Origin of the sequence: Gluconacetobacter azotocaptans, from assembly GCF_014174355.1 — a bacterium.
Taxonomy (GTDB): domain Bacteria; phylum Pseudomonadota; class Alphaproteobacteria; order Acetobacterales; family Acetobacteraceae; genus Gluconacetobacter; species Gluconacetobacter azotocaptans.
Genome location: NZ_JABEQF010000001.1, coordinates 15,135 through 35,122, shown reverse-complemented (window position 1 = coordinate 35,122; position 19,988 = coordinate 15,135). Strand labels below are relative to the sequence as shown.

General features: G+C 62.2%; 21 protein-coding genes and 1 pseudogene. 13 read left to right on the top strand and 9 right to left on the bottom strand.

Translation table 11 applies throughout. From position 1 onward, the window contains the following. Positions 1 to 8: 8 nt before the first annotated feature. Genes HLH34_RS00215 through HLH34_RS00205 form a run of 3 tightly spaced genes read right to left on the bottom strand, consistent with a single transcriptional unit; the run spans position 9 to position 3,000 of the window. The gene (locus HLH34_RS00215; RefSeq protein WP_183117593.1) at positions 9 to 1,085 is read right to left on the bottom strand and encodes an HlyD family secretion protein; all 1,077 of its coding nucleotides are present in this window, start codon (positions 1,083 to 1,085) and stop codon (positions 9 to 11) included. Positions 1,086 to 1,144: 59 nt separating this feature from the next. Beyond that, on the bottom strand, positions 1,145 to 1,306 hold the full coding sequence (locus tag HLH34_RS00210; RefSeq protein ID WP_183117592.1) for a hypothetical protein: 162 nt from the start codon (positions 1,304 to 1,306) through the stop codon (positions 1,145 to 1,147). A gap of 32 nt (positions 1,307 to 1,338) precedes the next feature. Further along, positions 1,339 to 3,000, bottom strand: coding sequence for an MFS transporter (locus HLH34_RS00205; RefSeq protein ID WP_183117591.1), 1,662 nt, complete (start codon positions 2,998 to 3,000; stop codon positions 1,339 to 1,341). A gap of 251 nt (positions 3,001 to 3,251) precedes the next feature. Here HLH34_RS00205 and HLH34_RS00200 point away from each other — a divergent pair, with 251 nt between their 5' ends. Both HLH34_RS00200 and HLH34_RS00195 read left to right on the top strand, forming a co-directional pair. Then, entirely contained in the window at positions 3,252 to 4,229 is a 978-nt protein-coding gene (locus tag HLH34_RS00200) for a LysR family transcriptional regulator (RefSeq protein ID WP_244959525.1), read from the top strand. 174 nt (positions 4,230 to 4,403) lie between these two features. Next, the gene (locus tag HLH34_RS00195) at positions 4,404 to 4,970 is read left to right on the top strand and encodes a GNAT family N-acetyltransferase (protein ID WP_220791976.1); all 567 of its coding nucleotides are present in this window, start codon (positions 4,404 to 4,406) and stop codon (positions 4,968 to 4,970) included. Positions 4,971 to 5,054: 84 nt separating this feature from the next. Here the strand turns inward: HLH34_RS00195 and HLH34_RS00190 are convergent, their stop codons facing one another. Further along, positions 5,055 to 5,741: a FadR/GntR family transcriptional regulator gene (locus HLH34_RS00190; protein WP_183117589.1), complete on the bottom strand. Its 687-nt coding sequence runs from the start codon at positions 5,739 to 5,741 to the stop codon at positions 5,055 to 5,057. A gap of 123 nt (positions 5,742 to 5,864) precedes the next feature. Here HLH34_RS00190 and HLH34_RS00185 point away from each other — a divergent pair, with 123 nt between their 5' ends. Next, positions 5,865 to 6,491: a hypothetical protein gene (locus HLH34_RS00185; protein ID WP_240161296.1), complete on the top strand. Its 627-nt coding sequence runs from the start codon at positions 5,865 to 5,867 to the stop codon at positions 6,489 to 6,491. A gap of 16 nt (positions 6,492 to 6,507) precedes the next feature. Here the strand turns inward: HLH34_RS00185 and HLH34_RS00180 are convergent, their stop codons facing one another. Continuing rightward, the gene (locus HLH34_RS00180; protein WP_183117588.1) at positions 6,508 to 7,425 is read right to left on the bottom strand and encodes a LysR family transcriptional regulator; all 918 of its coding nucleotides are present in this window, start codon (positions 7,423 to 7,425) and stop codon (positions 6,508 to 6,510) included. 102 nt (positions 7,426 to 7,527) lie between these two features. Here HLH34_RS00180 and HLH34_RS00175 point away from each other — a divergent pair, with 102 nt between their 5' ends. Together HLH34_RS00175 and HLH34_RS19865 are read left to right on the top strand one after the other, a co-directional pair. Then, on the top strand, positions 7,528 to 8,319 hold the full coding sequence (locus tag HLH34_RS00175; RefSeq protein ID WP_183117587.1) for an NAD(P)H-dependent oxidoreductase: 792 nt from the start codon (positions 7,528 to 7,530) through the stop codon (positions 8,317 to 8,319). 106 nt (positions 8,320 to 8,425) lie between these two features. After that, positions 8,426 to 9,229: a hypothetical protein gene (locus HLH34_RS19865; protein ID WP_456305542.1), complete on the top strand. Its 804-nt coding sequence runs from the start codon at positions 8,426 to 8,428 to the stop codon at positions 9,227 to 9,229. Positions 9,230 to 9,515: 286 nt separating this feature from the next. On the opposite strand, the gene HLH34_RS00165 is transcribed toward HLH34_RS19865, so the two are convergent. Beyond that, a complete protein-coding gene (locus HLH34_RS00165; RefSeq protein ID WP_183117586.1) occupies positions 9,516 to 10,406 on the bottom strand; it encodes a LysR family transcriptional regulator in 891 nt (296 codons plus the stop codon). Between the two features lie 156 nt (positions 10,407 to 10,562). Here HLH34_RS00165 and HLH34_RS00160 point away from each other — a divergent pair, with 156 nt between their 5' ends. From HLH34_RS00160 to HLH34_RS00150, 3 genes and pseudogenes are all read left to right on the top strand, one after another. Then, complete coding sequence (locus HLH34_RS00160; protein ID WP_183117585.1) at positions 10,563 to 10,883, top strand: MoaF-related domain-containing protein; 321 nt, start codon at positions 10,563 to 10,565, stop codon at positions 10,881 to 10,883. Positions 10,884 to 10,906: 23 nt separating this feature from the next. Further along, a complete protein-coding gene (locus tag HLH34_RS00155) occupies positions 10,907 to 11,653 on the top strand; it encodes an SDR family NAD(P)-dependent oxidoreductase (RefSeq protein ID WP_183117584.1) in 747 nt (248 codons plus the stop codon). Between the two features lie 221 nt (positions 11,654 to 11,874). After that, a pseudogene (locus HLH34_RS00150) lies at positions 11,875 to 12,571 on the top strand (integrase core domain-containing protein). A gap of 986 nt (positions 12,572 to 13,557) precedes the next feature. On the opposite strand, the gene HLH34_RS00145 reads toward HLH34_RS00150, so the two are convergent. Together HLH34_RS00145 and mgrA are read right to left on the bottom strand one after the other, a co-directional pair. Next, positions 13,558 to 15,015, bottom strand: coding sequence for a cytochrome-c peroxidase (locus tag HLH34_RS00145; RefSeq protein ID WP_264784196.1), 1,458 nt, complete (start codon positions 15,013 to 15,015; stop codon positions 13,558 to 13,560). A 248-nt stretch (positions 15,016 to 15,263) separates the two neighbouring features. After that, complete coding sequence (gene mgrA / locus HLH34_RS00140) at positions 15,264 to 16,286, bottom strand: L-glyceraldehyde 3-phosphate reductase (RefSeq protein WP_183117583.1); 1,023 nt, start codon at positions 16,284 to 16,286, stop codon at positions 15,264 to 15,266. Here mgrA and HLH34_RS00135 point away from each other — a divergent pair. Both HLH34_RS00135 and HLH34_RS00130 read left to right on the top strand, forming a co-directional pair. Beyond that, on the top strand, positions 16,285 to 16,455 hold the full coding sequence (locus HLH34_RS00135; protein WP_183117582.1) for a hypothetical protein: 171 nt from the start codon (positions 16,285 to 16,287) through the stop codon (positions 16,453 to 16,455). The two genes, mgrA and HLH34_RS00135, sit on opposite strands and share 2 nt — an antisense overlap. A gap of 14 nt (positions 16,456 to 16,469) precedes the next feature. Then, positions 16,470 to 17,375 carry a LysR family transcriptional regulator gene (locus HLH34_RS00130; protein WP_183117581.1) on the top strand — a complete coding sequence of 302 codons (906 nt, stop codon included), beginning with the start codon at positions 16,470 to 16,472 and terminating at the stop codon, positions 17,373 to 17,375. Positions 17,376 to 17,486: 111 nt separating this feature from the next. Here the strand turns inward: HLH34_RS00130 and HLH34_RS00125 are convergent, their stop codons facing one another. Continuing rightward, positions 17,487 to 17,855, bottom strand: coding sequence for a winged helix-turn-helix transcriptional regulator (locus HLH34_RS00125; RefSeq protein WP_204736487.1), 369 nt, complete (start codon positions 17,853 to 17,855; stop codon positions 17,487 to 17,489). Between the two features lie 100 nt (positions 17,856 to 17,955). Here HLH34_RS00125 and HLH34_RS00120 point away from each other — a divergent pair, with 100 nt between their 5' ends. The 3 genes from HLH34_RS00120 (at position 17,956) to HLH34_RS00110 (ending at position 19,805) form a co-directional block, all read left to right on the top strand. Beyond that, on the top strand, positions 17,956 to 18,975 hold the full coding sequence (locus HLH34_RS00120) for a zinc-binding alcohol dehydrogenase family protein (RefSeq protein WP_183117580.1): 1,020 nt from the start codon (positions 17,956 to 17,958) through the stop codon (positions 18,973 to 18,975). Positions 18,976 to 19,047: 72 nt separating this feature from the next. After that, positions 19,048 to 19,377, top strand: coding sequence for a nuclear transport factor 2 family protein (locus HLH34_RS00115; RefSeq protein ID WP_264784199.1), 330 nt, complete (start codon positions 19,048 to 19,050; stop codon positions 19,375 to 19,377). Then, positions 19,374 to 19,805 carry a cupin domain-containing protein gene (locus HLH34_RS00110; RefSeq protein ID WP_204736485.1) on the top strand — a complete coding sequence of 144 codons (432 nt, stop codon included), beginning with the start codon at positions 19,374 to 19,376 and terminating at the stop codon, positions 19,803 to 19,805. Before HLH34_RS00115 ends, HLH34_RS00110 begins: the two co-directional genes overlap by 4 nt. The last annotated feature ends 183 nt before the right edge of the window (positions 19,806 to 19,988 follow it).

Sequence of the window (19,988 nt, the reverse complement as noted above, 5' to 3'; positions counted from 1 at the left end):
TCGGTCCCTCACCGCCACGCATAGCGGGGGTCGTCCGCCTTCGGACCTTCCGGGCGCGATGCCGTATCCACCGCCACCTCGACCGACATCCCCACCCGGACCCGCGCCGCCAGAGGCTGCCCCGGGTCGAAGGTGATGCGCACCGGCAGACGCTGCACGACCTTGGTGAAATTGCCGGTCGCATTATCCGGCTGGATCGGCGCGAACGCGACGCCGGTCGCCGGCGGGATGCTGTCGACATGGGCACGGAGCGGCTGACCTGGGAACGTATCGACCCACACCGTCGCTTTCTGCCCCGGCAGAACGTGCGTGAGTTGCGTCTCCTGGAAATGGGCGACGACAAACGCATCCTGGACCGGGGTGACCGCCAGCAGCGCGCTGCCGGGATTGACGTAATTGCCGACGCGCACCCCGCGCGCACCGACCACGCCGTCCACCGGGGCCGGGATGGTGCAATAGGACAAATCCAGTTCCGCCCGTTGTTCCTCGCCTTCGGCGCGGGTCAGGTTGCCTCTGGCACGCGCGATCTGGGCGGCGAGCACGTCCTTTTCCTGGGTCGCTGCCTGCACGCTCGCCTCGTCACGCGCTTTCGCGGCCGTGGCCTCGCGGGTCTGCGCCGCCGTGCGCTGGCGTTGCTCCGTGGTGCCGGCGCCCCCGGCCGCCAGGTTGCGGTAGCGCGCCTCGTCCTGCTGCGCGAAGACGAGCTGGGCGTCGTCCGACTGCACCGCCGCCCGCGCCGCCGCGATCAGCGCGTCCTGCCGGGTAAATTCTGCCTGCAGATTGGCGATGTCGGCGCGCGTGGCGGCGAGATCGCCCTGCGCCACCGTAAGGGCCGCGCGGAAGTCGTCATCCTCGATATGGGCCAGCACCTCGCCCTTACGGACCTGCTCGTTGTCCTGCGCCATCACGGCGTCAATCCGGCCGCCGACCTTGGGGGCGACGACCGAGGAATAGGCCGACACATAGGCGTCGTTGGTCTCGACCCGTACGCCGTCTCCGAGCACGAGGCGGTCGCCGCCCCAAGCCGCGGCCCCCAGCACCACCACGCCGGCCGCCCGCAGCAGCGCCTTCGTTGTTCCGTTCATGAATATTCCCTCTGGCGGCCCCAGCGGCCGCGTCGTCTGTCGCGGAATGCGCGGGACCGTCAGGTCAGCTTCAGGTAGAGCGTCACGATAAGAGCGACGAAGTAACCCTCGATCCGGTCGCGCAGCGTCCATCCCGGCGCTCTCGCGTTGCCCGTTCGATCCGATGATGGGATGTCTGGATGCCGCGGTCGGCGCGTATCCCGATACGAACTGGTCTTCATCTCATTCTCACATGAAATACTGTCCGCCCCCATCAGCGCGCGGGAGCGGAGGTGGATGGCGCGCGGGGCGGATAGACCCGTTGCGGCAGAACCAGATTGAGGGCGAACAGCGCAGCGCAGACGCCGATCATGATCGTGTAGATGTCGGCACAGGCCAGAATGAGCGCCTGTTCCGACGCCTCGCCGTGCAGCAGGACGGTCATGTTCCAGTCCAGCCGGGCCGGATCGGTGATGTGCGGCGCCAGCAGCGCCTGCGCCGGGTCGCCCCAGGGCTGCAATGCGTTATGGTTGGTGCCATAGGTGTCGAGCAGCATGGTGGAATGGAATTGCTCGCGCCGGCGCAGCAAGGCCGAGATGACACCGGCCGCGATGGCGTTGGCCAGTCCCTTGGTCATGTTGAACATGCCCGAGATGAACGGCCCGTCGGCCGGGCCCAGGCCCATCGTCGCCAGCATCAGGATTGCGATGACCATCATCGGCTCGCTGGCCACCTGCAGGAGCTGCATGGCGTAGAAATTCTCGCGTACCCAGTCGGCATCGATCCAGGTGCCCAGGAAATAGGACAGGCCCTGGATCGCCAGCCCGGCCATCAGCACATGACGGCAATCCACCCGGCGGATATTGCACAGGGCGGAGACCAGCGGCAGCGCCAGCAATTGCGGCACCGCGAGGATCAGCATGACCGGCGCGATCTGGATCGGGCGATAGCCGCGCACCTCCTCCAGATAGACCGTCGGGATCTCCGCCGTGACCGCGCCCAGCATCAGAACCGCCGCCAGCGTCAACAGCGCATCCGTCACGTTGCGCTGCTTGAGCAACTGGATGCGGAAGAACGGCACCGGGTGGAACCATTCATTGACGACGAACAGCACGAAGAGGAACCCGCCACCAAAGAACAGATGGGTGATCAGCGGCGAGCGGAACCAGTCCAGCCGGTCCCCCTGCTCCAGCGCGATCACCAGCATGCAGATCGCGGGCAACCCGGTCAGCAGGCCACGCCAGTCGAATTGACGGAAACGCTCCAACCGGACCGGGTCCTGCGGCAGGCCCCACGCCACGCACACCATGGAGATGAGGCACAGTGGCACGATCTGCCAGAACAGGAACGGCCAGCCGACATACTCGAACCAGAAGCCCGCCAACGGCGCACCGCCGAGGTTTGGTCCGAAGGTGGCCGTCAAAGCGTAAGCGCCCAGACCGTAGATCTTGATGTTGGGCGGCAGGAAACGCAGCGCCACCGTCATCAGCATCGGCGGCAGACTGCCGCAGGCCAGCCCCTGCACGCAGCGCAGCAGCAGAACGGACGACAGGTTCGGCATGAAGGGTGCCGCCATTCCCAGCATCCCGACCAGCCCTGTCATCGCGATCGTCAGGCGACGGATGGAGAACGTGACCGAGCACCAGGGGGCGAACGCCATCGCGGCGATGTTGAACGCCTCGAACAGGGCGGTAATCCAGGTCCCCTCGTCGTGCCCCAGATGGAACGCGCCTCGGATATCGGCGAGCCCCGCCTCGGTCGTGTGTTCGTTGAACCCCGCCAGCAGGACCGCCAGCAGCATGCCCGCCAACCCCGTGGCCAGGCGCGGACCGAACACCGGCGCCTTAGGCGGCGCGGGAGGTGGTTCCGGTTGCATGGGCGCAGGCTTGGACAGCCCGTCGGGGTGCGGCCGCGTCAGCGTATCAGCGTGGTCCATAGGACACCTCGCAACAGCATCGTTTGAGCTAATGGCGGCAGTCTTGGATAAACATCCTATATTTGTGAACACTCAATTATGAAATCGTCGGAAAGCAGATATGGAACGGTCGGATGTCAGATTCCGGTTGCGACGCAACGACGTCTCTGCCAGCCTCGGCGGAGGCGCTGGCTGGTTCCGGCATATTCATCCTATGATTGGGTATTTATCAGCCACTTCAGGGCCGGGCCCGCATGACAAAGGAAGACCGGATGGCACACGTGGCGCGCGGCTACGATCTCAATCTTCTGCAGGCGATGAACGTTCTGGTCGAGGAATCGAGCGTCACGGGCGCAGCCGCGAGGCTGCAGGTCAGCGCCGCGACAATGAGCCGCATCCTGTCCCGCCTGCGCGAGACGTTTCACGACGCCATTCTGGTGCAGTCGGGCCGACACATGGTGCCGACGCCGCGCGCCTTGCAGATGCAGCCGCGCGTCAGTCAGATCCTGTCGGCGATCAGTGACCTGTATCGTCCACGGCATGCCCTGGATTTCGCCGGCCTGACGCCGACGTTTCGAATCCGGGCCGCCGATGTGGTGATCGGCCCGTTCGCCGAGGCGCTGCTGCGCGCCCTGCGCGCCGACTGCCCGGACACCACGCTGATTTTCACGGCGGAATCGAACAGCGACGACAGCGATTTCCTGCGGCAGGGCGGCATCGATCTCTATATCGGCGCCACGGCGTTCCTGCGCCCCGAAATCATGCGCCAGACTCTGTTCGAGAGCCGCTTTCGCGGGGTCGTACGCGCCGGTCATCCGATCCTGCTGGGTGACATCACACCCCAGACGCTGGTGGCCTACGATCACATCGCCGTCTCGCGCCGGGGGCGGCGACGGGGACCGATCGACGAGGTCCTTGCCGATCAGTATGGGCTCGAACGCACTGTCGCCCTGCTGCTGACCTCCTTCTATGCCGCGCTTCAAGGGCTGTCACAGACCAATCTGATTCTCCCGGCGCCGGACATCCTGACCGACGCGACGATGCTCGACCGAATGGGTCTTTATGGCTTTCCCCTGCCGCTCGAGCTGGAGCCGGTGACGATCTTCCAAGCGTGGCATCCCCGACACGACACCGACCAGGTCCATCAATGGCTTCGACAGAAGGTCGTCCAGATCATGGGGCCGAAACGGCCGCCGCTGTTCGAGGAGCCGTCGGTGTCCGACGACGCCAGGCTTTCAATCCAGGCGTGAAGTCGGGTCGGCCCTTTCTATTCGGGAGGTAAGACGACGCGCTACCGGGGCTCGAGGCGCTTACAGCCGCGTCAGTCTTGGCCGGGTAAGCGGAATGTCCATCATGAACCATGAGGCCGGAAAATCGGCCATGCGTCCCGTCATCAATAATCTTACCGTGCAGCTTGCTTGTTCTTGCCAGATACATCGCCGCAATTCATATTCGCCAATATGCTGCCAGAATCCTTCCGCACCACAAACCATTTACTTCGTCCGTTGTCCATGACGGACGCTAAAGAAATATTTTTGAGCTATGCTCAGGATCCAGAAGTATCACTTTATACCATCTGGATGCCACACAAAATCTTGTCCGATACAGAAGAATTTGTTTCAGATTGTCTTTCCGTGCCTCCACATATCTCGAGAACGTATTCAATTTATGATAATAAAGAAGGCGGGTTTCGTGGCCTCTTTTCTTTGCGTCAAATCAATTCATTCCATGTGGAGTTTGGGTATGTATTGACACGTCCATGGTGGGGACGGGGAATCATGACAGAAGTATTGAAAAGGTCAGTTATCTTAATGCTGTCTCAAAAAGAGTGTTTCAGAATTAGTGGTATCTGCGACGTAGAAAATTTAGGCTCCGCACGAGTTATGGAAAAAGCGGGTTTAAAGCGCGAAGGCATCCTGCGACGTTGTATCATTCACCCCAATGTAAGCAAACTCCCACGCGACTGCTTCAGTTACGCTGCAGTCAAATAGATATCCAGTTTCGGGAACAGTGCGAACGCCGTCGGACAGCCGCGTTGAGGCGAGAGCGACCGGGCTCACGACGGCGTCATCACCTCAAGACAGAGTCCTGATCAGGGGCCGCAGCACGGCCTTAGCCGCTCGCGCCGCTTGTGCGCTGTCCTGGGCCTCGATGGCCTGAAACAGGCGCTCATGCAACACCAATCCGGGTTCGGCGACATCATGCTCGATCATGGCAGAACGCGCCGCCTGCCTCGCGACGGTCAGAAAGTAGCGATAAAGCTCAGTCAGCGCGCCGTTCCGCCCGGCTTCGGCAATGGCCAGATGGAATGTCGCGTCGCGCTCCAGAAACTCGTCGACATCGCGCCCCTCGGTCCAGTCGCCGCGCGCCTTCAGCGCCTTCTGCATCGCACGGAGGTCGCGTGCCGACCGGCGTTCGGCGGCGCGGCGCGCGGCTTCGACCTCCAGCACGGCGCGCAATTCGAAATGATCGCGCAGGCTCGACCGACTGATTGCCTGCATGATGCTGACAGGGTCCTCGACCGTCCGGACATAGGTCCCGTCACCCTGACGCACCTCGAGAACCCCTGCGTGCGAAAGAACGCGAACGGCCTCTCGCACGGTATTGCGGCCGATCTGAAGCATGTCGGCAAGTTCAGCTTCCCGCGGGATCCGCTGACCCACCGGCCACGCACCCGTGGCAATCTGGTCGCGCATGGCTTCGAGCGCCGACGCAACGAGGGACGGCCGGGGCAGGCGAACGAGAGGAGCCGTGCGGGTCATGTGCAAACGCTCATTCAGGTGCTATTCATCCGATGAAAGGATGTTCTTGAACACGATTTCATCCGCAGGCCAAGCCTGTATCCAAATGGCAGCATCACGGGCCGCAAGCCGAACCAACCTTGCATGGCGGCCTCGCCGGATAGCAATACTCTGATCGCCAAAGGCCTCAAGGTGGCTGAATTGCACATGACACACATCTATCCTGATCGTACCGGCGGCGTCGCTGTCCATTCCCTCGTGCCCCATGCGGACTTTCGAGAAAGGCACCGGATCCGGATCCACGCGCCACCCAGCGTCATCATGGCTGAAGTGGAGAAGTTCCGGATCAGGGACGATCCTTTGGCCCGGCGCGCCCTCTGGCTCCGGGAACTCCCCGGACGCCTGCTGCACAAGGCACGACGCAAGACATTCGATCTGGACGACTTCACGTGCCTGGGGAAACCGGATCCTCTTACACTGGCCTATGGCCTGGTCGGCGCGTTCTGGGAAGCCGATTACGGGCTTGTCGCGTGCGATTCCGCGGCCGCTTTCACGCACAACCGGGACAGCGACGTCTGCAAGCTCCTCCTGACGTTCACGGTCACGCCGGTTTCGGACCGGACGTCCTATCTAACCACCGAGACCCTGGTCTCCTGCCCCTCACCCGAAGCGAGGCGGCGTTTCGCGCCATACTGGTATCTGATCCGGCCGGTCAGCGGCCTGCTGCGCAGGCGTTTGCTGCGCATCATCCGCGCCCGAGCCACGGTCTGAGCGCCCCAACCCGCCGTCACCGCCCAATGCCGGGTATTTTCGCGATTTCGTGGCCGAGAAAGTCGGCGCAGAGACGCACCCGCGTCAGGCTCGCCCGCTCCGGCGCGATCAACATGCTCAGAGGAGCTGGGAGAAGCCTGTAGTTCGGCAGCACGAGATCCAGCCGGCCGTCCTGAAGGCAGTCCTCCACCAGCCACCGATGCGCCGGCCCGAAACCGCGCCCCGCCAGGAAAGCCTCCCGGGCCGCGAGCCCGTGATCAACATTCAGGCGACCATGGAATGGAACGATGTGATGTTTGCCCTTCGGGGCCTGGAGGACCAGCCGGTCGGAACCGTGAACCCGGGAGAGGCGCACGCCTTCGAGATCACGCAGATCTTCCGGCCGCTTCAGTGGGCCGTTGCGGCACAGCCAGTCCGGCGAGGCCACCAGCACGCGCTGGCTTTCACCCAGCGCCCGCAGCTTCATCGAACTGTCCGTCAGCGGGCCGAGACGGATGGCGATGTCAACGCCATCGCGCACCAGATCGACACGCTCGTCGGTCAGGCTGAATTCCACCCGTATCCCGGGATTCTGGTCCTGGAAGGCAAAGATCAGCCGGCTGACATACAGGGCGCCGAGGGCCGCGGTGCAGGAGATGCGGACCGTGCCCGCCGTCGCCTGGCGCGTCTGGCGCATTTCCTGGCTGGCCCGTTCGACCAGGCACAGGATCTGCAGGCATTGCGCGTAATAGCGCGTGCCCTCTTCGGTCAGCGCCGTGCGGCGGGTCGTGCGGGTGAGCAGCGAGACACCCAGCGCCTCTTCAAGCTCGCGCAGATGGCGGGTGATCGTGGACTGGCCAGCACCGGTTTCCCGGGCGACCGCCGCGAGATTGCCGCGTTCGGCAATGCGGACGAACGTCCGCATCCGGTCAAGCGAGACATGCGAGTGTTCCATTTTCCGGCATTGTCCCTTCCACTCAGGCCATATGGGAAGAGAATAGCCTATCGCCTATCCTCGGAAAGTCGCCAATTCTTTCCATCCGTATGAGGAAGCACCATGAATGTCCTGATCGTCTTCGCCCATCCGGAAAGACACTCGCTCAACGGCGCCCTTCTCGATGTCGCCGTCGCTGAACTGGCGGCCCAGGGACATGAGGTGCGGGTGTCGGATCTCTATGCCATGCGTTGGAAGGCCGCAGTCGATAAGGACGATTTTCCGGCCTTGTCGTCGGATGGACCGCTGAAGGTCTGGAAGGCGTCCCATGACGGGTTCGCTGCGGATACGCTGACGCCCGATGTGCAGGCCGAGCAGGAGAAGCTGCTGTGGGCCGATACGGTCATTCTGCAGTTCCCGTTATGGTGGTTCGCCATGCCGGCCATCCTCAAGGGCTGGGTTGACCGCGTCTATGCCTCCGGCTTCGCCTATGGGGTGGGCGAACACAGCGATCAGCGCTGGGGCGACCGGTATGGCGAAGGGGTCATGGCCGGCAAGCGTGCAATGCTGATGGTCACCGCAGGCGGGTGGCCGGAACATTATTCGGACCGCGGGATCAACGGGCCGATTGACGATCTGTTGTTCCCGATCAATCACGGGATTCTCTTCTATCCCGGTTTCACCGTCCTGCCGCCCTTCGTGGCCTATCGTGTCGACCGGATGGACGAGCCGAAATTCACGCTTCTCGTGGAGCAATTGCGCGAGCGTATGAAGACCCTGGAGACGATCGCACCAATTCCTTACCGCAAGCAGAATTACGGCGACTACCAGATCCCGACCATGGAACTGCTGCCCGGACTGGCACCGCCGGGAGCGCGCGGCTTCGCGGTGCATCTCGCCCCTGAACGCGAATGACGTCGCGCCGTAATGAGGGAGAGCGCCGGCGGCCGCCAACGTGCGCCACGGGCGCGCACAAGCCGGGCGCTGATTGAGGATCAGCCGGCTGGAAGACAGGCTGGGTGTGACGCTCCTCGAGCGGACGCCGACCGGGATCCGGGCCACGATCGACCAAGGCGCATGGACGATCGCCGGTGCCTCTACCCTGTTCGGGCTTGGTCTTGGAACCACGATGCCAGCGGCCCAAACGATGGTGCAATGGGCGGGTGGCAAGGCGCACCTGGGCATCGCGACCGCGACATTGTCCTTCGCGCGCTCGATCGGAGGGGTGATGGGCACGGCGGCGACTTCGGCGATCCTGCTCCTGGTGATGGAGCGGCACGCGCCGGGTACCACGAGCCGGTTTCGGGCAGCGCTCGATATGCCCGCCGCTGGCATCGCGGCTACGGCGTTTCCGTTAAATGCGATCCGCGACGCCTTCCGCTGGGTGTTCGGGGCAATGGCAATGATCGCGCTCGTTGCCGCGTTGCTCGCCGTGCGCATCCCGGCGATCGACCTCGCCGACCCCGGGCTCGACCACGTCCTCCCCGGCGAGCACCCAGGCCGACACGGCACGCTCGAGGCCCTGTTCGCTCAGACCACGGTGGATGCGTTTGATGATGTCGTCGCGCTGGCCCATCTCGCGCAGGGTCGGCTCCGCCGTCTCATCCAATCGCCACCGGCTGCCACCAATCTCATGGGCAGTCCCATCCGCTCCAGGCGACGTGCCGACGCAAAGCCCGACCGTTCATGTCCCGATGCCCGACATGGGCAAACCGGGTGCGCACCACGCCCTGCCCGACGTCTCCTGTCGGACAGACCGACACCAGGGTGGCCTGCTCCTGCGTTCCCATCAGGGAAGGCCGGACATGACCGGGACTCGGGATGATCCGTCCCCCCTCCTGACTATGGCAGCCCTGTTCCTGCCTCCACGATCAGCGCGGGCCGCCTTCCGGCACGACACGCCGGCAGGCCTATGGACAGGCGTCCTGGTTTTCCTACCCGGTTCGCCGGGTGGAGCTTCGGTGCAGGTTCGATCGCCGAAGCGACGACAATGGCCAGGATTCCGGTCAGTCCGCTAATCGGTTCCGGAAGCGATAAGCGGGCGTTATGATAGCGGAAGAACTTGTCAGGTTGCACGATCAGGTTCACGGCGCGCGTAATGAGTGAAGCCGCTACTGTTTCAATGAAAGCCGTGAGGTCAGGAGATCAATAAAGGCGCGCAGCTTAGGCGCGAGTTGTTTGCTGGTCGGCCATAAAATCGTCATGGCACGGGGCATGGAAGCCTCTGTGACCAGAAGTCGCTCCAGCTTATTATCAGCGAGGGCCGACCTCACCTCAAAATCGGGCAAGCAAGCAACTCCTTGTCCTTGAAGAGCAAAATACGTGAGCGTCTCGATCGAGTTACAACTGACGGTCGATAGCTGCCCGCTGCCTAAGATACTCTCCCACCCCGGGACCGGCCATGATTCGATCTTTCCAGTCGTGGGAAATCGGTAGAGCAAGCATGTATGGCGCAGTAGCTCTGCCGCGCTCTTTGGCCGTCCCGCCTTCTTCAAATAACCAGGCGATGCGACGAGGTTGCGATGAAAAACGCCGAGCTGACGGCTGAGCAATCGCGTGTCATCCGTTTCGCCAATGCGGACTGCCGCATCGAAGCCTTCGTCGATCAGATCCACTTTCCGATCCGAAAAGTCGATGTCGAGTTCAACTTCGGGGTAACGCTGGATGAATTCTGAGAGCGCAGGCAACAGCATCGTGCCGATCGCCGGAAGGCTCACGCGTAACTTTCCTTTTGGCGCAGCCCGTATATCGCTCAGCTCCTGCTCGGCAGCATCCAGTTCTCCCAGAATGCGGTGACACCGTTGAAGGAAGAGTGCCCCCTCTGCTGTCAGTTTCATGCTCCGGGTGTTGCGGTGGAACAGGCGCACGCCCAATCGCTCTTCAAGACGGACAACAGTTTTGCCGATTGCCGACGCGGAAACGCCAAGCAGACGGCCAGCTTCCACGAAACTCAATGTCTCCGCTGCGGAGACGAACACGGAAATGCCAGAAAGATTGTTCATTTTCTGAGCTTAAATCGGACGATTGCGGACGTAAACGTCCGATCTGATCGGAACCAGAGCCTGTTTTTCGGCTCTGGAACGATGCCTATCCTGTCGCATGTGGCGGCGTCGAGCGATGCGCCTCTGTGAACCCACCAGCAGCATCCCAGGAATGGCATGAACCAGACCGACTTATTTCCCTACTCCGGACGCTCGTTCGTCGTGAACTACGGCGAAGGCCTCGTCTTTCGGAACACCTATGCCGACGACGGCACGACCGTTACCGCCGAATTCCTGGAAGGCCCGCAAACAGGCGCCAAAATGACGGTGCCATTCCAATGGGCAGCTCTGGAGGGAGGATTCTATCTGCTCTCCTGGCAGGAAGAAGACAAATCCACCGTTGTCCATTGCGACAACTTCGAAGCGAAGACCACTCGTTCCTTCTACACAATGATGGACGGCAGCTTTTACGTCATGTCCGGCACGATCTCAGAGTAAGAACCAACGCAAGGAAGAACACCATGGCTCAACTTCATGGCAAGAAAGCCTTGGTCACGGGCGCTTCCCGTGGCATGGGCCGCGCGACGGCGCTCGCCCTCGCAACTGCGGGCGCCGAGGTGCTGGTCCATTACAGTTCAAGCGAGCAGGCGGCACATGCCGTAGTCGCGGAGATCATAGGCAACGGTGGGAAGGCCCATGCCATTCCGGCTGACTTGCGCGATATTCAAGGGACTTTCGACTTGTCCGAGCGCGCTCGTGAGATATCTTCTGAAAAACTCGATATTCTCGTTGCCAATGCCGGAATCGCGCGTCCAGCCCGCCTCGAAGACACCACTGTTGAAGACTTCGACGACATGTTTTCCGTAAACGTCAAAGCACCGTTCTTTCTGGTACAGCAGTTGTCGCCCATCATGAGCGCTGGAAGCAGCATCATTCTCACCTCGTCGCTGGCGACCCGCACAACCGTTGGCGAACTGTCAGCCTATGCCGCCTCAAAGGGTGCGATCTCAACATTGGTGACCCATTTCGCAGCGGAGCTGGGCTTGCGTGGCATCCGCGTAAACGCGGTCGCACCGGGTGTCGTCGCCACTGACATGTCGAGTTTCGTCGAAACGAACGAAGGTCGGGAATTCACCCTGGGTATCCAGGCGATCAAGCGTGTGGCGACGCCGGAGGACATTGCCGGGGTGATCGTCTTCCTTGCGGGTGATGATGCCCGTTGGGTCACGGGGGACGTCATCCGCGCTGACGGCGGTTCCAAACTGTGACGGTGACGGCGCGTCAGGCGCACCGGGATGCATCGGCGCTGCTTTCGGACGTCGTCGTCGCGACCGCTTCGGAGATGCGCCAGTTGGGCGCAAAATGGCTGTAATGAGGCGGAAGAGGACGAGCAACCAGAGGCGCTCACGCGTGATCTGCCTCCGTGAAACTGGTCCGGTTTGAGTGTTAGTTTTTCCGGCAGATTTTCCTCATGAAGGGAGTTCACGGGATGAAGACGAAGCGGTTCAGCGTGGAGCAGATTGTGGCCTGCCTGAAGCAGGCGGAACTGGGGATGCCGGTGGCGGATCGGGATTTCGGAGCAGACGTTCTACCGCTGGAAGAAGCAGTATGCGGGTATGGAGTCTGACCAGGTTCGGGAACTGAAGCAGGTTGTCGAGGAGAATACGCGGCTCAAGAAGCTGGTGGCGAAGCTGAGCCTGGACAAGGCGGTGCTGCAGGACGTGCTGTCAAAAAAATTCCCCGGCCGGCGCTCATGAAGGAGGTTGTGGCTTATGTGGTGACGCACCACGGCTACAGCCAGCGCCGCGCCTGTGGTGTCGTGCGTCAGCATCGTTCGACCCAGCAGCTGGCGTCTGGTCGATTTATGGGCTTACCATCACGGCGTTCGCATGGACTTTTCTCGTCCCGGCAAGCCGACCGACAATGCCTATATCGAGACGTTCAACGGCACGCTGAGGGACGAATGCCCGAACCCGCACTGGTTCGGCTCGATCGCCGAGGCTCAGCGTCAGATCGAGGCCTGGCGCCGGGACTATAATGAGAGCCGTCCTCACTCGGCTCTCGACCACATGACACCGGCAGAATATGCTGCCAGGGCAAAGAACTTGCTGGCTCCATGGGGGCCAGCAAGGCCGGAGACCAACTCTCAACCCGGACCACCGTCGCCAGGCGTTTCACAGCAGTGAATTCCATCTTACTCAATGGACCACCCTGAAGGGGGCACCTCAAGCAGCGGCAGCGTCGTGGCCATCGCCAGGGCGAGCGCCATGCGGGTCACGTCGTTGGCCGACGGCAATTCGATTGCGGCCCGCTCGCCGGAGAGCCAGTCTCCGATCAGGTCATTGATCTTGCCGGGAGCAAGACAGCAGGTGCCTCGGCCAGCAGATCGCGATATCCTCGTCACGCCGCCGGAGGTCGGCTGACAACCCGCTCATGGTGAGCCTTCATTGTACCTTGGTGCGCCGTCGCGTCGTCATCGTTGCTCGTGTCTTCCGTCAGTCGAGCGGCCAGCTTAAGGACAGACGGCGCGATGTGAAGGCCTTCCGGCTACAGGCTGTAGTGGCGTCCCTTGTATGCCTGTGGGAGGCTTTGCCATCCTTGCGGGACGAGGCCATCCTGCAGATCGACTGAGAACCGATCTGCAAGATTGTAACGCCACCGTATAGCGTATCGTCAATGAATGTCTTGGATCAACCGTTCGTCGAAAGGTGGAAATCGAGTCACGTCATCAGACACAAGGAAGGCCGACGACCCTCCCGCGACGCTTCTCAATGACGGCGCTTCTGTTTCCAGTACAGAGCCGCTGGCAGAAAGAGGCCGGTTGCGGCCATCAGCACACACCATGCGAGCCCACAAGCCAACACGGCAAGCCAGGGTTCCCGTTCAGGTATAATGTTATTCCTCCAGCGATGGCCGCCAGGACCAGAATAACAACACGTCCGATCCAGGGCATTTGTCATACTCCGTCACGATCACGAAAAACACCCGCTGTCGATCACCTGATCAGGTTACGGTTCTGCACGAGCGCACATCGCATAAGAGAGTTCCCCCTGTCTCCACAGGACGTGAGCGCGCGACGTACGGCATGGCATCGTCCAGCGTCCCGCCGAACAAGCATAACCGCTTCCGTCGCGTCGGGATCGGGCCAACAGCCACCTCGAATAGGAGCCGGTTATTGGCCAGCGGCGCGCAGCGGCGGCTCCGCAGGCACGTCCTTGAGATTCATCCCCTGATACTTGCCCGTCAGGGTTTTGAGGAAAGCGGCGATATCGGCCACATCCTGTTCCCCAATATGACTATCCGGTGTCTGGTAGCGCGCCATGACCCGGATCGCCTGCTCCAGGGTCTTGGCGCTGCCATCATGGAAGTATGGCGAGGTCAGCTCGACATTCCGCAGGTTAGGTACCTTGAAGCGCTGCAGATCAGCCTTCGATTGAGTGACCGCGAAGCGGCCCAGGTCGACCGGCGTCATCGGTTTGTCGCGATCCTGGAAATAGGGACCTTCAAGCCCCAGGATTTCGAACGCGTCGCCGCCAACGGCGACGCCACTATGACAACCCGAGCAGCCAATTTGCTTGAAACGTTCATAGCCGCGCCGTTCCTGCGCGGTCAGGGCCTGTGCATCGCCCTTTAGGTACAGATCGAAGCGGCCGTTCGGTGTGATCAGGGTCTTTTCATATTCCGCGATCGCGTTGGTGACGGTTTTCTCGGTAACCGAATTGGGTTCGTACACGCTTTCGAAAGCCGTCGCGTATTCCGGAACTGCGGCGATGGCAGCAGCGACGCTCGCCCAATCATGTGATCCCATTTCGACGGGGTTGGTCACGGGGCCGGCCGCCTGGGCAGCCAGATCGGCGGCGCGGCCATTCCAGAACTGCGCCAGATTGAATACCGCATTATAGACCGTCGGGGTATTGATCGGCCCCTTCTGGCCATTGATCCCGGTGGCGGTCACCATACGATCGACCCCGCCTTCGTTCAGGCCATGGCAGCTGGCACAGTTCAGTTGACCGTTGCCCGACAGGCGCTTGTCAAAGAACAGCGTGCGTCCCAGCTCGGCCTTCTGCCAATCGACCGGCACGCTTTCGGGAATGGGCTGAATGACTTCGCCGGCGAATTGCGGGGCAACCCCCGGGGTGGCGTAGTAGCGGCGTCGCTGCTCCTGAATCCAGGCCAGAATATCCTGCCGCTGGCGCGCGTTGAGATAAGCATGCCAATGAAGGGTCAGATAGGCCCACGGCGGCATCCGGTTCTGCGCGATCACCTCCTCGATCCGCGAGAGCTGCTCGACGGAGGGCGGCTTGCCGGCCTGGAACGCCGCGATGATCGGCTGGAACTGGAAGTGACGCTGACCCTGGGTCAGGTCGCGGGCCATGATCTGATTGGCGAGCGGCAGCTTGAAGTAGAAAGGCAGATTGGTGCCCGCAACGTGGCAGTAGTCACAGCGTGCCTCCTGAAAAGCCGCGAAGGCCTTCATGGACACGGGGTCGTGCAATGACGGACTCCCTGCGGGAATCTGCGGTGCGCCCGCATGATCGAAATGCGCGAGATAGGCGACCGCTACGCCGTAGGCGACGACACCCAAAGCCACGACACCGGCAAACGCCGTCTTGACCGGACTCAGCGACACCGCTCTACCCCCTCTTTTTAAAGAGAAAAACGTGATATCATAACCCAGTCCACCGTGTGACGGGCGAAGAAAAAATCGGTCGTTGGGTCAGCATTGCGGTCGGGACACACGGCGTCGATGTCTTCGACCGCAGGTTTCGTCGTCGCGCAGGTACCACAACAGATCTCATCCGTCTCAGAGTCCGATCCAGTGCGTTCGATGGCACAGGCGCGCGACAGGACCGCCCCTTCCGCCAGGCACCATCGACTTCAGTCGGACAGACCGCGCCACAGGTCGATGCTGCCTTCATGGGCGTGCCGGTCGATGTGCTCCAGTTCCTTGGAACTGAAAGTCAGGTTTTTCAGCGCATCAAGCGAGTCGTCGAGCTGTTTCGTGTTTCGAGCGCCGATGAGCGCGGACGTCACACGCGGATCGCGCAGGACCCAGGCGATTGCCATCTGGGCAAGGGACTGGCCGCGCTCTCGCGCGATGTCATTCAGCGCGCGGACATGGTTCAGGTTCTCCTCGCTCAGCATATCGCGGCTGAAGGACGTGCCTACGGCCGCTCGGGAGGCGTCGGGAACGCCGTCCAGATATTTTCCGGTCAGCAACCCCTGGGCCAGTGGAGAAAAGGCGATGCAGCCGGTACCCAACTCTTCCAGCGTGTCCAGAAGCTCGTTCTCGATCCAGCGGTTCAACAGCGAGTAGGACGGCTGATGGATCAGCAGCGGCACACCCGCATCCTGTAGAATGCGCGCAGCCTGCCGCGTTCTCTCCGGCCCGTAGGACGAAATGCCGACATAGAGCGCCTTGCCCTGACGGTGCATCTGAATCAGCGCGCCCATCGTTTCTTCCAGCGGCACGTCCGGCGTCGGACGATGCGAATAGAAGATGTCGACGTAATCAAGCCCCATGCGCTTGAGGCTCTGATCCAGCGACGCCAGGATGTATTTGCGCGACCCGCCCTTGCCGTAGGGGCCGGGCCACATGTCCCAGCCGGCCTTGGACGAAATGATCATCTCGTCACGGTGGCTCCGGAAATCCTTTTCGAGGATCAGGCCGAAATTCTCCTCCGCCGAACCGAACGGCGGCCCGTAATTATTGGCCAGGTCGAAATGCGTGACCCCCCGGTCGAACGCGCGGCGGATCACCGCGCGGCCGGTCTCGAAGACGTCCTGGCCGCCGAAATTGTGCCACATGCCGAGCGAGATCGGCGGCAGATCAAGGCCCGAGCGGCCGCAGCGGCGAAAGGAAGCGCCGTCATATCGTTCCGGGGACGGAGTCCATGTCATGATCGAAGATTCCCTTGGAGAACAAAGTATTTATTGCGCGGCAACCGGCACGTCCGAACAGGCATCTCTGATCATCGGCCGCGCCCGAAATGACAATGATCGTAGAAATAGGCGCTTTCGCCAGCCGCCAGAAGGGCGATATGATGATTCCTATTCAATGAATCGTTGAAGAAAGATCATTTCGTGAGCCGTTTCGCCCGCTCGGATCTCGCTGACCTGAATGTTTTTCTGACCATCGTGCGATGTGGCGGGTTCCGGCAGGCCGCCGTGGATCTTGGCCTGACGACCTCGGCAGTGAGCCATGCCATGCGGCGCCTGGAAAGCCGGGTCGGCGTCCGCCTGCTACACCGGACCAGCCGTTCGGCGGCCCTGACGGCGGCCGGACAGGATTTGGCGCAGGCTCTGCGCCTGGGCTTCGATGCCATCCATGATGGGCTGTCGGCTCTGGCCGGGCACCGGACGGGTCCCTCCGGACGGCTGCGGCTGAACGTACCGAGAGACGCGGCCCGCCTGCTCCTTGCGCCGATCTGGGAAGATTTCTTCGCACGGTTTCCATTGATCCATCTTGATATCGCCGTCGAAGACCGACTCGTCGATATCGTGGAAGAAGGGTTCGATGCCGGCATCCGGTTCATGGAACGCGTGCCGAAGGACATGATCGCGGTGCCGTTGACGGAACCGCTGCGTTGGGTGATCGCGGCCTCGCCCGGCTATCTGGAGCGGCATGGACGCCCCGTGAAGCCCCAGGACCTGCATGATCATCGCTGCATTCAGATGAGGATCGGCGATCATTCGACCTATCCGTGGGAACTCGGCAACGGCGATTCCATGCTCCGGATCGAGGGACCCGGCCCCTTGCGGGTCAACGACACCGACACCGCCGTCGATGCCGCGAAACGAGGGATCGGGCTGGTCTATTGCCTCGAACGGTGCATCGAGACGGAACTCGGCGCCGGCGTTCTGGAAATCGTCCTGCCGGAGTGGACATCCATGGGGGCGCCGTACGCCATCTATTATTCCAGCCGCCGGCATCTCCCGCCCGGCCTGCGCGAACTCACGCGCGTTATTCGCGAAACCCAGAAATTATGATCCGCTATCAGTTCCTGCTGATCGCCGCGTCACACGCCTCCTGACCAGCCTAGCGCCCGGGGATGGTCCGTGTTCCTGGATCAACCGGCTGTGCCACCACATCGGGCTGTCCTACTCCGCTGCCTCGGCGACAGCAGTCGATCTTCCGAACGTGGTGTGCCTGTCTCCCCACCGTTTCAGCGCCATGATGACCGGTTCGAGGCTCCGCCCGAGCTCAGTCAGGCTGTATTCCACGCGCGGCGGAACCTGCGGATACACGGTCCGCAGCAGGAATCCGTCCCGCTCCAGCTCGCGGAGCTGCATCGTCAGCATCCGCTGGGTGACGTTGGGCAGTCGCTTGCGAATGGCGTTGAAGCGCAGGGTTCCCTCCAGCAGGTGATAGAGGATCACACCCTTCCATTTGCCATCGATAAGCTCAAGCGTGGCCTCGACGGCGCAGCCGGGGCTGCAGTCGAGTGATGTGTGACGGATACGCGGCATGACGGTATCATTTCCGATACTATGGGCTTTATATGTGCGTTCTTGCGCATTGCGACCATAGCGCGCCATCTTCCGCCCGATCAACGATGGAGCGGAAATCATGCGTGCCGTTGGCTATCAGACGCCTCTTCCGATCGATAATCCTGAAGCATTGCGGGATATCGACCTGCCGAAGCCCGTGCCGGCCGGGCGCGACATTCTGGTCGAAATTCGGGCGATATCCGTCAATCCGGTCGATACCAAGGTCCGGAGAAGTGCCGCGCCCGAGCCGGGGCAGTGGCGCGTGCTGGGTTGGGATGCGGCCGGCGTGGTCACGGCCGTCGGACCCGACGTCTCGAAGTTTTCCGTCGGTGACGAAGTCTTCTACGCGGGTGCCTTGCAGCGTGCGGGAACCAACGCGCAATTTCATCTGGTCGACGAACGGATCGTCGGCCGCAAGCCAAGATCGCTGGATTGGGCCGAGGCCGCCGCCCTGCCGCTGACGGCGATCACGGCATGGGAAATGCTGTTCGACCGGCTCGACGTCCGCCGCGCGGTTCCCGGCGCGGCGCCCTCCCTGCTGATCGTCGGTGGAGCCGGCGGCGTCGGGTCGATCGCCATCCAGCTTGCACGGGCGCTCACCGACCTGACGGTCATCGCCACGGCATCACGGCCCGAGACCCGAGAATGGGTCCGTCAACTGGGCGCGCATCATGTAGTCGATCACGCGCAGCCTCTGGCCGCGCAGATCGCGCACTTGCCGACAGGCGCGCCCGGCTTCGTCTTCTCGACGACCCAGACCGACCGGCATTTTGACGACATCGTCGCCCTGCTGGCACCCCAGGGACGCTTCGGCCTGATCGATGATCCGGCAGAACTCAGCGCCCTGCCGCTGAAGCGCAAGAGCCTGTCCTTGCACTGGGAACTGATGTTCACGCGTCCCCTGTTCGAGACAGCCGACATGTCGGCCCAGGGCACGCTCCTCGACGAGGTCGCCGCACGCGTCGACGCGGGGCGGATCCGTACGACGCTGGCAGATCATTACGGCCTCATCAATGCCGAAAATCTGCGTCGTGCCCACGCGGTCATCGAAAGCGGACGCGCAAAGGGCAAGATCGTGCTGGAAGGCTTCGGCAACTGAAGACGAGGAACGGTCATGACAGAAACGTCAATGGATATCGTGCGTCGCTGATATGAAACCGGCGACACTACCCTGCTTGCCGACGACGTCGATTGGCAGGTGCTGGAGAGCTTCCCGACTGGAGGCCGCTACAAAGGACGCTCAGCCGTCAGTGACCGCTTCTTTCCAGCGGTGAAGGGGCATTTTTCGGAATACGTCACCCTGCCGGAAATTTTCCTGACAGAAGGGCCGAACGTCGCGACATTCGGCGTCTATCGCGTGCGTTCGGCAGCCGGCAAGGCCGGCGACATCTCCTTCGCCCATTTCTGGACAGTCCGGGACGGCAGGATCACCGCCTTCCGCCAGGTGGCCGACACGGCGGCGTTGCGCACGCTCCTGGCCGCGGAGGACACCTCATCATGACCGGAAACACCATGCCCTCCGCGGACGGGCGGGGCGGGCGCTTCGATCTCAACACCATCGTCGCCGCGTTCCCCGAAACCGCCTCGACTATGCTGCGCGATACCTATCTGGCGGATTCCCCGCTGCGCAGCATCCGGGCGTTTCGTATCTATCGTGACGTACCGCCACATTACCATACCCAGTGCGACGAGATCCTGCATGTCCTGTCGGGAGAGGGGACGTTCTGGATCGACGATCCCGCCGCGGAAGCACCATTCGCCCCCGGGCACCTGCTGGTCTTCCCGAAACGCGCGGTTCATGCCGTGCCGCGTATCCTCCGTCCTCCGGCGGTCTTTCTGGCGATCGATACCCCGCGTCGTGCGCCGGACGATGTGGTCTTCATTCACCCCGCCGATGGCACGCCCTCCGGCTTCATCGCGGGGATATGACGCTATGCGCAGACAGGTACTTGCAATGATACTCCCGCCTTATGGCAGAAAGATCCTGATGCGTGCGATGAGCCTGGTCGTCCTGGCGTCAGGTGCGATGATGCATGCCCCGCCCCCTGCGCAGGGCCGGTCCCTGCGGATCGAGGCCGAAAGCCGGGTGAAAGGGTGGAACGCCGTGGTGCG